Annotated in this window: 10 protein-coding genes; 2 read left to right on the top strand and 8 right to left on the bottom strand. The window is 65.1% G+C overall.

What is annotated here, in order from left to right:
• Nucleotides 1-48 precede the first annotated feature (48 nt).
• Nucleotides 49-396 carry a GIY-YIG nuclease family protein gene (locus KO539_RS04790; RefSeq protein WP_219307588.1) on the bottom strand — a complete coding sequence of 116 codons (348 nt, stop codon included), beginning with the start codon at nt 394-396 and terminating at the stop codon, nt 49-51.
• Between the two features lie 12 nt (nt 397-408).
• Complete coding sequence (locus tag KO539_RS04785) at nt 409-1,674, bottom strand: MFS transporter (protein WP_219307587.1); 1,266 nt, start codon at nt 1,672-1,674, stop codon at nt 409-411.
• Nucleotides 1,675-1,805: 131 nt separating this feature from the next.
• Between KO539_RS04785 and KO539_RS04780 the strand changes: the two genes are divergently transcribed.
• Nucleotides 1,806-2,201: a group II truncated hemoglobin gene (locus KO539_RS04780; RefSeq protein WP_099378180.1), complete on the top strand. Its 396-nt coding sequence runs from the start codon at nt 1,806-1,808 to the stop codon at nt 2,199-2,201.
• A 5-nt stretch (nt 2,202-2,206) separates the two neighbouring features.
• Nucleotides 2,207-3,592, top strand: coding sequence for a DNA recombination protein RmuC (rmuC, locus tag KO539_RS04775; RefSeq protein ID WP_219307586.1), 1,386 nt, complete (start codon nt 2,207-2,209; stop codon nt 3,590-3,592).
• A 12-nt stretch (nt 3,593-3,604) separates the two neighbouring features.
• Here the strand turns inward: rmuC and KO539_RS04770 are convergent, their stop codons facing one another.
• From KO539_RS04770 to KO539_RS04745, 6 genes are all read right to left on the bottom strand, one after another.
• Nucleotides 3,605-4,507: an MHFG family PEP-CTERM protein gene (locus tag KO539_RS04770; protein ID WP_219307585.1), complete on the bottom strand. Its 903-nt coding sequence runs from the start codon at nt 4,505-4,507 to the stop codon at nt 3,605-3,607.
• Nucleotides 4,508-4,804: 297 nt separating this feature from the next.
• Nucleotides 4,805-5,587: a hypothetical protein gene (locus KO539_RS04765; RefSeq protein WP_219307584.1), complete on the bottom strand. Its 783-nt coding sequence runs from the start codon at nt 5,585-5,587 to the stop codon at nt 4,805-4,807.
• Complete coding sequence (gene glp, locus KO539_RS04760) at nt 5,584-7,443, bottom strand: gephyrin-like molybdotransferase Glp (protein ID WP_257626104.1); 1,860 nt, start codon at nt 7,441-7,443, stop codon at nt 5,584-5,586. Before glp ends, KO539_RS04765 begins: the two co-directional genes overlap by 4 nt.
• Nucleotides 7,444-7,505: 62 nt before the next feature.
• Nucleotides 7,506-8,627 carry a GTP 3',8-cyclase MoaA gene (gene moaA, locus KO539_RS04755; RefSeq protein WP_219307580.1) on the bottom strand — a complete coding sequence of 374 codons (1,122 nt, stop codon included), beginning with the start codon at nt 8,625-8,627 and terminating at the stop codon, nt 7,506-7,508.
• Between the two features lie 29 nt (nt 8,628-8,656).
• Complete coding sequence (gene chrA / locus KO539_RS04750; protein ID WP_219307578.1) at nt 8,657-9,988, bottom strand: chromate efflux transporter; 1,332 nt, start codon at nt 9,986-9,988, stop codon at nt 8,657-8,659.
• 86 nt (nt 9,989-10,074) lie between these two features.
• Complete coding sequence (locus KO539_RS04745; RefSeq protein ID WP_219307577.1) at nt 10,075-13,194, bottom strand: Rne/Rng family ribonuclease; 3,120 nt, start codon at nt 13,192-13,194, stop codon at nt 10,075-10,077.
• Between the last annotated feature and the right edge of the window lie 478 nt (nt 13,195-13,672).

The following is a 13,672-nucleotide window of genomic DNA, read 5'->3' as shown; positions in this document are numbered from 1 at the left end:
TATATTTACTGCGAAGTGCTTGAGTACGCAAGTGTAATGCACCGCAGCTCAATACAGTGGCTGACCCTGTTCCAGCCAGTGCGCGCGGTGCAGGGCCAGCAGGGCGCCCAGTTCGGCGTCCGCATCGAAGGCGGGATCGTCGGGGAGCTTGAGCGTATCGATGACCGCGCAGGAAAAGGCCGCCGCGCCGTCGCGCCGCCAGTCCGCCTGCAGCGCCGCATTGCGGTGCTTGCCCAGGTTCAGTTCGAAGCGGTGCCGGTTCAGCATGCCGGGCGCGTTGCGGCTGCTTTCAAGCAAGGCGCGCCCGCTGGGCAAGTGCTGCAGGGCGATGATGCCCAGCGGCGGTGGCTGTTGCCGGTAAGCCGCTTTCAGGGCTGCTTGCTGTGTTTTATCCATAGTGAAACTTTCTCAAGGTTGAATGACGCAATCGGCTTCCCCGATGCGGGGGATGCCGGTCAGCAGGGCGGCGGCCACGGCAGCCGCCAGCAGCAGGGCGCCGCCGCCGCAGAACAGTTCGCCCACGGTGACGTGGCGCAGCAGCGCGCCCGTGGCCGCCGCGGACAGGGGCGCCAGTCCCAGGAAGATGCCCATGAACAATGCCATCGCCCGGCCCAGCATGGCGGGCGCCACGCGCCGCTGTATCCACGTAAAGATGGCCACCTGCACATAGCCGCCCAGCATGCCCGTGACGGCCAGCAGGGCTGCGCCTTGCCAGGCCGTGCTGATTTGTCCCAGCGCCATCAGCAGCAGGCCCACAACCGCATCGACCAGCAGCAGGGTGGCGCCGAAGCGGCGGCGCAGCCAGGCGCCGCCCAGGCTGGACGCCAGCATGCCGGCCAGGGTGCCGGCGCCGTGCGCGCCCATCAGCAGTCCCAGCGCCGCGGCGCCGTGCAGGCGCTCGCTGGCCAGCACGGGCAAGGCCACTTGCAGCGGACCCATGACGAAGAACGCCACCACCGCCCAGTAGGCATAGCAGCTGCGCAAGGGAAGGTCGCGCCAGACCATGGCCAGGCCCGCTGCCATGTCTTGCCACATGCCCTGCGCCGTGGCCGCTGCCAGTGGCCGCAGCTTGACTTGCCGCAAGGTCCAGGCGGAAAACAGAAACGTCAGCGCATCGATGGCAAAGGCGGCAGCCAGCGCCGCCATAGCGGTTTTCTGCCCGCCCCCGTGGGCGCCGAGCACGAGCGCCGCCAGCAGGGGGCCGGCCAGCAAGGACAACTGGCGCGCACCCATCTGCAAGCCATTGGCGCTCTGCAACGATTGCGGCGGCACGGCTTGCGGCAGGATGGCCGTGCCGGCGGGAATGGCGAAGGCGGACGCGATGCCCAGCGCCAGCGCGGCCGCATACGCGAGCGCCAGGCTGGCCTGGTCCAGCATCAGCAGGCCGGACAGCGCCAGCAGGATGGCGGCGTTCGCATATTTACTCAGCTGCAGCACGCGCCGGGGCGAGTAGCGGTCGGCGATGGCGCCACCGAACAAGATGAGCACGGCGCGCGGCGCGCCCATCAGGGCCACGGCGATGCCCAGGCTGAGGCTATCGTTCGTCAGGCTGAGCACCAGCCAGGGCAGGGCCAGCATGCTGAACTGGTCGCCCAGCATGGACACGAGGCCGCCGCCCAGCAGCCAGCGGAAATTGGTATTGCGTAGCAAATGCGATTCTGCGGTGGTCGACATGGTAGTTTTGTCCGTGTTTAAAGATTGCATAGTAGTTGATATAAGCTTGAGTAGTCAAGTATATTGCTTTTTATTGTGGCAGAGGCGCCGGCGCCGCATGGGCCGCCGGCGCTTGCGCTATCATGGCGGCCATGACTGATACCACTGCCCCCACCCTGTACGAGACCATCGGCGGCGCCCCCGTGCTGCGTGAAATGGTTGACCGTTTTTATGACTTGATGGAACTCGAAACCGAGTTCGCCGGCATCCGCGTCATGCATCCACCGTCGACGGACGGCTCGCGCGACAAGCTGTATTTCTTCCTGACGGGCTGGATGGGCGGACCGGATTTGTATATCGAGAAATTCGGCCACCCGCGCCTGCGCGCCCGTCACTTGCCCTACGCCATCGGCACCAGCGAGCGCGACCAGTGGCTGCGCGCCATGGCCTGGGCCATGGAAGACACGGGCATCGAAGAATCCTTGCGCGTGCGCCTGATGGAATCGTTCTATCAGACGGCCGACTGGATGCGCAACAAACCTGACTGACAGCCATGAGCCCTATCGAGTTTTACAGCCTGCTGGGCGCCGCCATTGTCGCCATCATTTTATTGCTATTGATCTTGCTGCGCCCCCGTGGCGCGACAGGCGATGGCGCCACCACCCTGGCCCTGGTGCAGCAGCACCAGCAGCAAAGCCTGGAACGCATCGACCGGGTCGAGCGCGAAGTGCGGCTGCAACTGCAGGCGTCGGCGCAAGCCACGCGGCAAGACCTGGCCACCAGCCTGGCGCAATTCCAGGCGGCGACCCTGCAACAGCTCGACAGCCTGCGCACGCAGATGCAGGCGCAGGGGAAAGTCGGGCGCGAGGAGCAGGCGCAAAGCCTGGCGCGCTTTGCCGACAGCACCAACCAGACGCTGGCGCAGCTGACGGAATCGAATGCGCAGCGCATGCTGGAAGTGCGCGCCACCCTGGAAAACAAGATCCGCGACTTGCAGGCCGACAATGGCGCGCGCCTGGAAGAGATGCGCAAGACGGTCGACGAGAAACTGCACGCGACGCTGGAGACGCGTTTGACGGCCTCGTTCCAGCAAGTGTCGGAGCGGCTGGAAAAAGTCCACCAGGGCCTCGGCGAAATGCAGCAGCTGGCGCTGGGCGTGGGCGATTTGAAGCGGGTGCTCACCAACGTCAAGACGCGCGGCACCTGGGGCGAAGTGCAGCTGGAAATGCTGCTGGAGCAGGTACTCACTGTCGACCAGTACGCGAAGAACGTGGAAACGGTGCCGGGCAGCGGCGCGCGCGTGGAATTCGCCCTGAAGTTGCCGGGCATGCTTGATGGCGGGCCGCCCGTGTGGATGCCGATCGATGCGAAGTTCCCCAAGGAACAGTACGAGCGCCTGGTCGAAGCGGCCGAGCGCGCCGATGCCGACGGTGTGGCCCTGGCCGGACGCGAGCTGGAACGGGCCGTGCGGGGCGAGGCGAAAACCATTGCCGAAAAATACCTGGCGCCGCCGCAAACGACGGATTTCGCCATCCTGTTCCTGCCCACGGAAGGCTTGTATGCGGAAGTGCTGCGCCGTCCGGGCCTGGCCGACGAATTGCAGCGCGTGCACCGGGTCAGCATCGCCGGGCCTTCCACCCTGACGGCCTTGCTTAACAGCCTGCAGATGGGTTTCCGCACCTTGGCGCTGGAAAAGCGCTCGTCGGAAGTGTGGCAAGTGCTGGGCGCCGTCAAGACGGAATTTGGCAAGTTTGGCGACGTGCTGTCGCAAACCCGCCTGACCCTGGAAAAGGCGGCGAAGAATATCGAAAGCGCGGAAGTGCGCAGCCGGCAGATGGCGCGCAAATTGAAATCCGTCGAAGCCTTGCCGGGCGAAGCGGCCGCCTTGCTGCTGGGTAAGGCGGACGCGGGGCTGTCCGCCGAGGCGGACGGCGAATAGCGCCGTCCGCGTTCAGGCCGCTGCCGCCGGCCGGCGGCGCAGCGTGGCGCTGACCAGCAGCGCCAGTCCCGCCAGCAGCATGGCCCAGGTGTGCGGTTCCGGCACGGCCGGCAGGACGGACAGGTCGGTGGGCGGCAGCGAGGGCAGGATGACGGTGGGGATAAATGGCTCGACGATGATGCTGCTGCCGCGTGGTGGCTGGCCACCGCCTATGCTCGACGGCAGCATCGTGTCGTTGCCGGTGCGCACGACATCGAAGACCAGCAGGGGCAGGCTGGCCACCACGGCCGGCGGCACGCCCGTGAACGAACCGCCATGCGCGCCGGCGGGATGCTCGATGACGGGCACGCCCGCCGCTGCGGGCGTGGCAGGCGTTGCCGCAGGTGCGGCTGCCACCGGCGTTGCGCCACCCGGCGCGGCACCTGCGCCGCGCGGTCCGGCCGCCGCCTGCGTGATGCGGCTGACATTGCGGCACACGGTGGGCACGAGGATGCAGGCGCCCTGCACGCAGTAGACGAGTCCCCGTTCCTGCATCTGCTCGCTCCAGCCTGCACGCGTGACATTGCGACAGACGCGGCCCGGCCCGAAATGCATGTCGCTGATGCGTGCATCGTAATTGCCCTTGCCGCGGATGGCGTCGCGGCTGATCACGACGATTTCATCATACTGGCGCGCGCGCATGCGCGCCTTCAATTGCTCGCGCACCTGTGGCGCGATGTCCGGGTAGCGGTCCACGGCGGCCACGACATCGCCCATGAACGGGTCGGCGCCCGGGCGATTCCAGCTACAGTGTTCCAGCACATCGGCCCGTGGGGGCCCTTTGGCATCAGCGGGCAGCGGTGCCAGCGACAGCATGCCGAGCAGGCAAGCCGCTCCCAGCATGCCGGCGCCCGCGATCCATGAACGGTGTCTCATTATTAGTTTCCTCGTGAAAACAATATCAAAATTGAATTTTTGTGGTGGGAGAAGATGTTATCACCGAAGAAACCCTCATATCAACAAATAAATAAAATTATTACAATTATTGTTGTGTTTATTTATATGTTATTTAGAGAAATAATTAATATTTTTATCTCGATAGGCGAGCAGTTACCACATGGGAAAATTGATTGCGAAGGGGTAATGCAAACGGCCCGCGCAAGACGGGCCGTTTGGAGGGCGGAGGGGTTTTGAGGGATGCGCCGCCGGCAGGCGGCGGTGCAACGATGGGTGTTAGATGCGGCCCGGGCAGGCTTGCGTATCGAAGGCGGGATAGCCGATGGCGGGCAGTTTGTGCAGCCACGTGCGCATCAAGGTGCGCGCGCCTTGCGCATCGTACTGTCGCCCCTGCTGCAAGTCCGCGGCGAGCGTGTCCAGCTCCGCGCAGATGGATTGCTTGCCGGCCTGGGCCGCCAGCAAGGAGGCCAGCAGTTCCGGCAGCACGGCCGCCGCCGGCGCCACCTGGCGCGTGGCGCGGTAGTGCTGCCAGTAGCGCTCGGCGGCATCGCCGTCAAAGCTGGGGACGAAGCCGAACGTGGCGTCATCGTGGTACAAGCGGTACACGGTGGGGAAGTAATGCGGACCCGTCAGTTCGCCAGGGAAGCGGTCGCGCCGCTGGACGTCGATGGCCAGCGATCCGTTGCGCTCCACGCGCACGGGACTGGGCGAGTCGTACTGGTCCACGCTCACCATCGCTGGCGAGCCGCCTTGCAGCAAGATGATCTTTTGCGTGTAGTGGCGCCCGCCCAGGTGGCCGCACACGGCCACGAAGCGGTCGTTGATGGCGGTGACGGCCGCAACGACGCCGCAATCGGGGCGCAAGGGCGTGTTTTCCTGCCACACGAGCGCCTGGTCGCTGGTGCGCACGATGCTGACGCGGCCCACGGTTTCGCCGTGCAAGTCACCGCTTGCTTCCTCGATGCGCTCGTCGAAGCGTACCGTGTAGCCATTGCTGTGGACTTCGCCCGCATACGCCGCCATGCCCTGCAGCAGGGCTACTACCAGTATCAGTTTCATAACAATCCATGGAATAGCACGATATCGACCAGGTCGCCGGCGGCCACATGGCCTTGCGCTTCGTGCAGCACGATCATGCAATTGGCTTGCGTCATCGAGCGCAGGATGCCCGAGCCTTGCGCACCCGTCACGCGCACGTGCTGGCACCCATCCGCGCCCTGTTCGACGATGCCGCGCTGGTATTCCGTGCGGCCCCGTTTTTTGCGGATAGGCGCTTGCGCCGCCACTTGCAGCAGCGGCAGGCTGGAACTGTCCGCATCGGCGCCCATCAGGCGCAGCAGGGTGGGGCGGGCGAGGAAATAAAACGCCGCCATCACGGCCACGGGGTTGCCGGGCAGGCCCAGCAGCAAAGCCGTGTCGCCCTCGCTGGCAATCCGGCCAAAGGCCATGGGACGGCCCGGACGCATGTTGATTTGCCAGAAGGCCACTTCACCGAGGCGCGCCAGGATCTCGCGCGTAAAATCGGCCGCGCCGCTGGATACGCCGCCCGAGGTGACGATGACGTCGGCCGAGGCGCAGGCGCCACGCAGGGCCGCTTCCAGCGCTTGCGGATTGTCCTTGACGATGCCCATGTCGAGCACGTCGCAGCCGAGGCGGGTCAGCATGCCCAGCAGGGTGTAGCGGTTGCTGTCGTAGATGCAGCCGGCGTCCAGCGGCTCGCCGATCGAGCGCAATTCGTCGCCCGTGGAAAAGAAGGCCACGCGCAGGCGGCGGCGCACGGGTACCGCGGCGATGCCCAGCGAAGCCAGCAGACCCAGTTCGGCCGGTCCGAGTCGTTTGCCTTGCAGCAAAGCTGGCTGGCCCTGCATCAAGTCTTCGCCCTTGAAGCGGCGGTTGTCGCCGGGGCGGATGCAGTCGGGCGCCACAGTAATGCTGCTTGCGCCCGCTTGCTGTACCAGTTCCTGCGGCACCACGCTGTTGCAGCCGTCCGGCATGACGGCGCCCGTCATGATGCGCGCGCATTGTCCGCGCTGTACTGTGACCGTGCCGGGACGCCCGGCCAGGATGGTGTCGACCACGGCCAGGGTGACGGGGGTGTCGCCGCCGAGGTCGGCCCCAAGATCAGCGCCATGCAGCGCATAGCCATCCATGGCGGAATTGTCGTGCGCGGGCACGCTGATGGGCGAGACGATGTCGGCTGCCAGGATGCGCTCGAACGCTTGCGGCAGCGGCAGTTCCTCGATTTCGGCGACGGGGGTGACCGTGCCGGCCAGGATGGCTTGCGCCATTGGCACGGACAAGCCCTGCGCCTGCAGGGCGGCCAGCTCGTCCGGGGTATTGATGTTGCCGAACGCGCTATTGTTCTCGAACAGTACTTCGGCCAGCTTCAGGGGGCCGTGCCAGGTGCGCATGCGGCGTTCCCCGCCGCGCAGGTACGAGTCTAACTGGGGCAGGGCAGAGGTTTTCACCAGGCAGAAGACGGGGTGCGGGCGGCGCACAGTTTGCCCCGTCGCTGGGTAGATTTCCTCGGTGACGGCGATGGCCAGGTCGGCATCGTTCTCGGCCAGGCCGGCCGCCAGGCGCGCGGCCAGGTCGGGCGGCAGCAATGGCGAATCGCACGGCACGGTCAGCAGGTAGGGCGTGCCGGCATGTTGCATGCCGCTGTGCAAACCTGCCAGCGGACCCAGCTGGCCCGGCAGCACGTCCGGCCACACGGGCAGGCCGAAGTTTGCGTAATCGCCGGCGTCCGCGTGGACACTGATGGCCAGCTGGCCCACTTGCGGCGCCAGGCGCTGCAGCACGTGGCGGGCCAGGGGCTGGCCATGCAGGGGCAGCATGCCCTTGTCGCGCTGGCCCATGCGCGTGCCGAGGCCGCCGGCCAGGATCAGGCCGGTAATGTCGTGTTTGTTGATCATGTCAGGTAGAAAAATGGGGGCATGCGCCATGGTAGCAGCGGCGGGCCTGCGCCGCGCCCGATTCAGCCGCCGATGTACGACATTTCCACTTTCTTTTTACCGTAATCAAGCGAGCCGCCCGTCAAATCCGTCTGGCTGGTGCGCAATTGTGAATAGCGGTCGCCGCGGCCGCGCCACAGTTGCGCCACGGCCGAGGAGATTTCCGCGTCGCTGCGGCCGCCGCGCAGCAGGCTGCGCAAGTCGTGGCCGCTGCTGGCGAACAGGCATGTGTACAGTTTGCCCTCGGTCGAGAGGCGGGCGCGGCTGCAGTCGGCGCAGAACGCTTGCGTGACGCTGGAAATGAGGCCGATCTCGCCGCCGCCATCCGCGTAGCGCCAGCGCGCCGCCGTCTCGCCCGTGTAGTTCGGGTTAATGGGCAGCAAGGGCATGTGCGCGGCGATGCGCCGCACCACTTCGGCGGACGGGATGACTTCCTGCAAGTTCCAGCCGTTCGAGGCGCCCACGTCCATGTATTCGATGAAGCGCAGGATGTAGGGCGTATCCTTGAAGTGGCGCGCCATGGGCACGATTTCCTGCTCGTTCATGCCGGCCTTGACGACCATGTTGATCTTGATGGGTCCCAGGCCGGCGGCATGCGCCGCATCGATGCCGTGCAACACGTCGGCGACGGCGAAATCCACATCGTTCATGCGCTTGAAAGTGGCGTCGTCGAGCGAGTCGAGCGACACGGTGACCCGGTTCAGGCCCGCATCCTTGAGCGCCTGCGCTTTTCTGGCCAGCAAGGAGCCGTTGGTGGTCAGGGTCAGGTCCAGCGGCTGGCCCGACGGCGTGCGCAGGGCGGCCAGCATGGCGATGAGCTTTTCGATATTCTTGCGCAGCAGCGGCTCGCCGCCCGTCAGGCGGATCTTTTCCACGCCGTGCTCAACGAACAGGCGCGCGATGCGCGTGATTTCCTCGAACGACAGCAAATCCGTGTGCGGCAGGTACACGTGGTTCTTGTCGAACACGTCCTTCGGCATGCAATACACGCAACGGAAATTGCAGCGGTCGGTAATCGAGATGCGCAAGTCGTGCAGGGGCCGGCCCAGGCTGTCGGCCACGTTGCCGCTCGGGCTTTCCAGCTGCGCGGGGATCGCCGGTGCCCCATTGCGGGCTTCGGCGAGGTAGATAATCTTGTCAGCCATGAAAGGTGATACCACTTACGTTAAATCGGTCAAGGCAGATACGATAGCACGAGGCCGAAGATGGCACAGGCGAGCAGCAATTTGATGGTGCCCACTTGAAACCGGATCAGCGCCACGCCGGCCGCCAGCGCGATGGCGATCGCCAGCCAGTCCCAGTGCGGCAGCGGATTTTCCTGCCAGAAGACGTGGTGGCCAAAGAACAGGGCCAGGCTGGCGATGACGCCCACCACGGCCGCCGAAATGGCCGTTAGGGGCGCGCTCAGGCGCAAATTGCCGCGCGACGCTTCCACCAGCGGCGCACCGGCCAGGATGAAGATGAACGAGGGCAAAAAAGTAAACCAGCTGGCGACGAGCGCGCCGCACACGCCCGCCAGCCACAGCTGCTCGCCTGCGACCGCATGGCTCCAGCCGCCGACAAAACCGATGAAGGCGACGATCATGATCAGGGGGCCGGGCGTCGTTTCGCCCAGCGCCAGGCCATCCATCATTTGCGCGCTGCTGATCCAGTGGTAGTGGTCGGCGGCGCCCTGCACCAGGTAGGGCAGCACGGCATACGCGCCGCCGAACGTCAGCAGGGCCGCCTTGCTGAAAAACACGCCCATCTGCGCCAGCGGCTGGTCCGCGCCGCCCGCCAGCGCCAGGCCCAGCCAGGCTAGAAAGGCCAGCGCCAGGCCCACGGCGGCCGTGCCAAGCAGGCGCGGCCAGCGGAAGCGCGCGTGCTCCGGCGTGGGCGTGTCGTCATCGATCAGGGCGGCGCCGTAGCGGGCCGCGCCGCCATGAGAGGTACTTTTGGCATGAAAATGCGCCGGCAGCCAGCGGCCGCCCGCCATGCCCAGCAGGGCGGCGGCGAACACGATCAGCGGAAATGGCAGCCGTAGCGCGGTGATGGCGACAAATGCGGCCGCCGCGATGGCGATCAGGGCGGGGCTGCGCAAGGTGCGCCGGCCCAGGCGCCAGGCGGCTGCCAGCACGATGGCGACGACGGCCGGCTTGATGCCGTACAGAACGCCGGCGATGGCGCCCACGTGGCCATACGCCATGTACAGCCAGGACAGGACGATCAGCACCCCCAGCGAGGGCAGCAAAAACAGCAGGCCCGCCATCAGGGCGCCGCGCGTGCGGTGCATCAGCCAGCCGATGTAGATGGCCAGCTGGGTCGCTTCCGGCCCCGGCAGCAGCATGCAGTAATTCAGGGCGTGGAGGAAACGCTGTTCGGAAATCCAGCGCCGTTTTTCCACCAGTTCCGCATGCATCATGGCGATTTGCCCGGCCGGGCCGCCAAAGCTGACGCAGCCCAGCTTGAGCCAGTACCAGAAGGCGCTGCGCAGGCTGACGGGGGAAGGAGTGGCGTGCTCGTGCATGGCGGCTGGCTGGCAAAAAAGTGGACGTAAAAAAAGGGGAAGCCTGAGCTTCCCCTTTCATCATTGGCTGGGCGAACCCCGCCCGCTTATGGACGTTGCGTGTTGACCTGGATCAACGGCTCATCCGATTGCGGCGGCAATGGCTTGCGTTCGCGTGGCTTGCGTACCGGAGCAACTGCCTTGGCAGCCGCTTCCTGCGCCAGGCGCAGTTTTTCCGGATCGGTGGCCGCCAGGGTCAGGCCGGCCGAACCGAGCACAGCGCTCAAGTCCAGCGGCGCGGCGGCTGGTGCTGCCGGAGCAGGAGCCGGAGCAGGAGCAACGACGGGCGCTGGCGCTGGTGCAGGAGCCACAACGGGAGCCATTTCGGCAACTACCGGGGCCGCTTCCACCACGGCAGGTGCCGCTTCGGCGACTGGCGCTGCTGCTGGAACTTCTTCCGCCACGACGACGGTTTCCACGACAGCAAGCGTTTCCACGACTGGCGCCGCTTCGACGATGACTTCCGCTGGCGCAGGCGCTGGCGCCGGTGCGGCTTCCGCTTTTTCGGCGAAGCTGTACTCGGCAGCTGGTGCTGGTTCGGCAGCGGCTGGTTCAGCTTGCGCTGCAGCAACGACGGCTTCCACAGGGGCTGGCGGCACGATCACTTCAGCAGCTGGTGCGGCTTCTTCTACCTTGGCGATGTCCACGACCTTGGCGACTTCGACCACTTCAGCCACTTCAGCCACGACGGCTGGTGCGGCTTCGGCTACAGCTTCGACTGGCGCGACAGCGACGTCAGCGGCGGCTTCCGGCGCCGGAGCGACCGTAAAGCTGATCACTGGCGCGTCCTGGCCGTCGTTGTCACCGTTTGCCGATTCGATCAGCTCGCCCGTTTCGCGGTCGCGGCGGTTGCGGTTGCGGCCACCACGACGACGGCGGCGGCGCGGTTCTTCGCCTTCCACGTCGTTTTCCGTCTCTTCGCCTTCAGGACCGGCATTTGCCGGTGCTTTCAGCAGGTTCGCCGGTGCGGCGTCGGATTCCGGACCGCTTGACGCCACGACCACATTCACCGCGCTGGCGGTGGCGCCAACCAGGGCCAGTTCTTCAGCTTTCACTTCAGTAACAACAGCCTTGTCGGCGCGTGGTTCGCGGCCTTCGCGTGGCTGGCGTGGCGGACGTTCGGCCCGTTCCGGGCGCTCTGCGCGCTCAGGACGTTCCGCGCGTTCCGGACGCTCACCGCGTTCGCGTGGCGCCGCCGTTGCATCGCCGGCTTCACGCGGTTCGCGTGGCGGACGCGGTGGACGTGGCGGACGGGCCGCTTTTTCCAGTGCTTCAGCTTCCTTGGCTGCATCGTCCTGGGCTGGGCGGCCCTGGCCTGGTTCGCGTTCTTCGCGGCCAGGCTTGCCGTTGCGGCCACGGCCACGCGGGCCACGGCTGTTGCGGTCGCCGCGGTCGGCGCCGGCCGGCTTGGCTGGGGCGACAGGTGCTGGTGCCGGTGCCACCGGTGCCGGAGCGCCGGTGAAGAAGCTGATGATCTTGGCGATCAGGCCTTGTGGTGCGGCAGGCGCGGCCACTGGAGCCGGTTTCGCTTCGACGGGCTTGCGCTCGACCAGCGGTGCCGGCTGGTCAGGGGTGATCGTCTTGACGACGGCTTCCTGGCGCGGCTTGGCTTCTTCCTTCTGGCGCTTGCTGTAAGCCATGTCGGTTTCAGCGCTTTCAGCCAGGTTGTAGCTGGCCTGGCTGTCTTCCAGACGCGGATCGTCGTGCTTGATGCGTTCCAGCTTGTAGTGCGGCGTTTCCAGATGCTTGTTCGGGATCAGGATCACGGCGATGCGGTGGCGGTTTTCGATCTTCAGCACTTCGCCGCGCTTTTCGTTGAGCAGGAAGGCGCCCACGTCCACGGGCACTTGCACGTGGATGGTGGCCGAGTTTTCCTTCATGGCCTCTTCCTGGATGATGCGCAGCACCTGCAGGGCGGACGATTCCGTATCGCGGATGTGGCCGGTGCCGGAGCAGCGCGGGCACGTCACGTGCGAACCTTCGGACAGCGAAGGGCGCAGGCGCTGGCGCGACAGTTCCATCAGGCCGAAGCGCGAAATCTTGCCCATTTGTACGCGGGCACGGTCATGGTGCAGCGCGTCTTTCAGGCGCTGTTCCACTTCGCGCTGGTTTTTCGCCACTTCCATGTCGATGAAGTCGATGACGATCAGACCGCCCAAGTCGCGCAAACGCAGCTGGCGGGCCACTTCTTCGGCCGCTTCGCAGTTGGTGTTGAAGGCCGTTGTCTCGATGTCCGAGCCGCGCGTGGCGCGGGCCGAGTTGACGTCGACGGAGACCAGCGCTTCGGTGTGGTCGATCACGATGGCGCCGCCCGATGGCAACGGCACGGTGCGGCTGTACGCCGTTTCGATTTGATGTTCGATCTGGAAGCGCGAGAACAGCGGCACGTCGTCGCTGTAGCGTTTTACGCGGTGCACCATGTCGGGCATCACGTGGCTCATGAACTGGTGCGCCTGGTCGTAGATCTCGTCGGTGTCGATCAGGATCTCGCCGATGTCGGGCTGGAAGTAGTCGCGGATGGCGCGGATCACCAGGGAAGATTCCTGGTAGATCAGGAAGGCGCCGTTGGCTGACTTGCCGGCGCCTTCGATGGCGCGCCACAGTTGCATCAGGTAATTCAAGTCCCACTGCAGTTCATCGACGTTGCGGCCGATGCCTGCCGTGCGGGCAATCACGGACATGCCAGCTGGCAAGTCCAGTTTATCCATGGTTTCGCGCAATTCCTGGCGCTCTTCACCTTCCACGCGGCGCGATACGCCACCGCCACGCGGGTTGTTCGGCATCAATACCAGGTAACGGCCGGCCAGGGAAACAAACGAGGTCAGGGCGGCGCCCTTGTTGCCGCGCTCTTCCTTTTCAACCTGGACCATGATTTCCTGGCCTTCGCGCAGCGCTTCCTTGACGGAAGCGTTACGTACGTCGACGCCTTCGCGGAAATACGTGCGGGCAACTTCCTTGAAAGGCAGGAAGCCGTGGCGGTCTTCGCCATAGCTGACGAAGCACGCTTCGAGCGATGGCTCGATGCGCGTGATCACGCCCTTGTAGATGTTGGATTTGCGCTGTTCGCGCCCGGCTGTCTCGATATCGATGTCGATCAGTTTTTGTCCGTCGACAATCGCTACGCGCAGTTCTTCTTGCTGCGTGGCATTAAACAACATGCGTTTCATTTTTATAACTCCGCGACCCGTAGGCCATCTCAAAGCCGCTTCCGGGGAAGCGGCGAAAGTACAGGGATATATGCGAGAACGGGAGTGTTGGCGGGGGAAATGCCCAGGCGTGCGGAGCAACAACGCGTACGAGATATGCGTTACGGCCGCAACAGGCGCGGTGAGGTCAATCGTCATGCCGAGTGCACAGGACACTTGCAACTCATCTGAAACAGCCCGGATGAGAATGAACTGCATCGGGGGCAGAGAATGCAAGTGGTCAGCAAATTCAGAGCCAAAATCGTTAGCCGGCTCATTACAGGGATCGCGATGGCGAGGCTTGGCCTCAGCCTATCATCGACAACCCTCAGTATTTGGCCACATACGGGGTTTGGCGAAAACGGCAAGCGTTATCAACTTCATCAACCCGCGAGCCCGACTCGATAAGTCGCGCTAACGGGTACTTATCCTTATAATCCCACACTCACTTCAGCATCTC

Source organism: Janthinobacterium sp. NKUCC06_STL (assembly GCF_019345455.1).
In the GTDB taxonomy this organism is placed as follows: Bacteria; Pseudomonadota; Gammaproteobacteria; order Burkholderiales; family Burkholderiaceae_D; genus Janthinobacterium; species Janthinobacterium rivuli.
The sequence above is the reverse complement of the archived record's forward strand: the minus strand, read 5'-3'. Positions and strand labels throughout refer to the sequence as shown.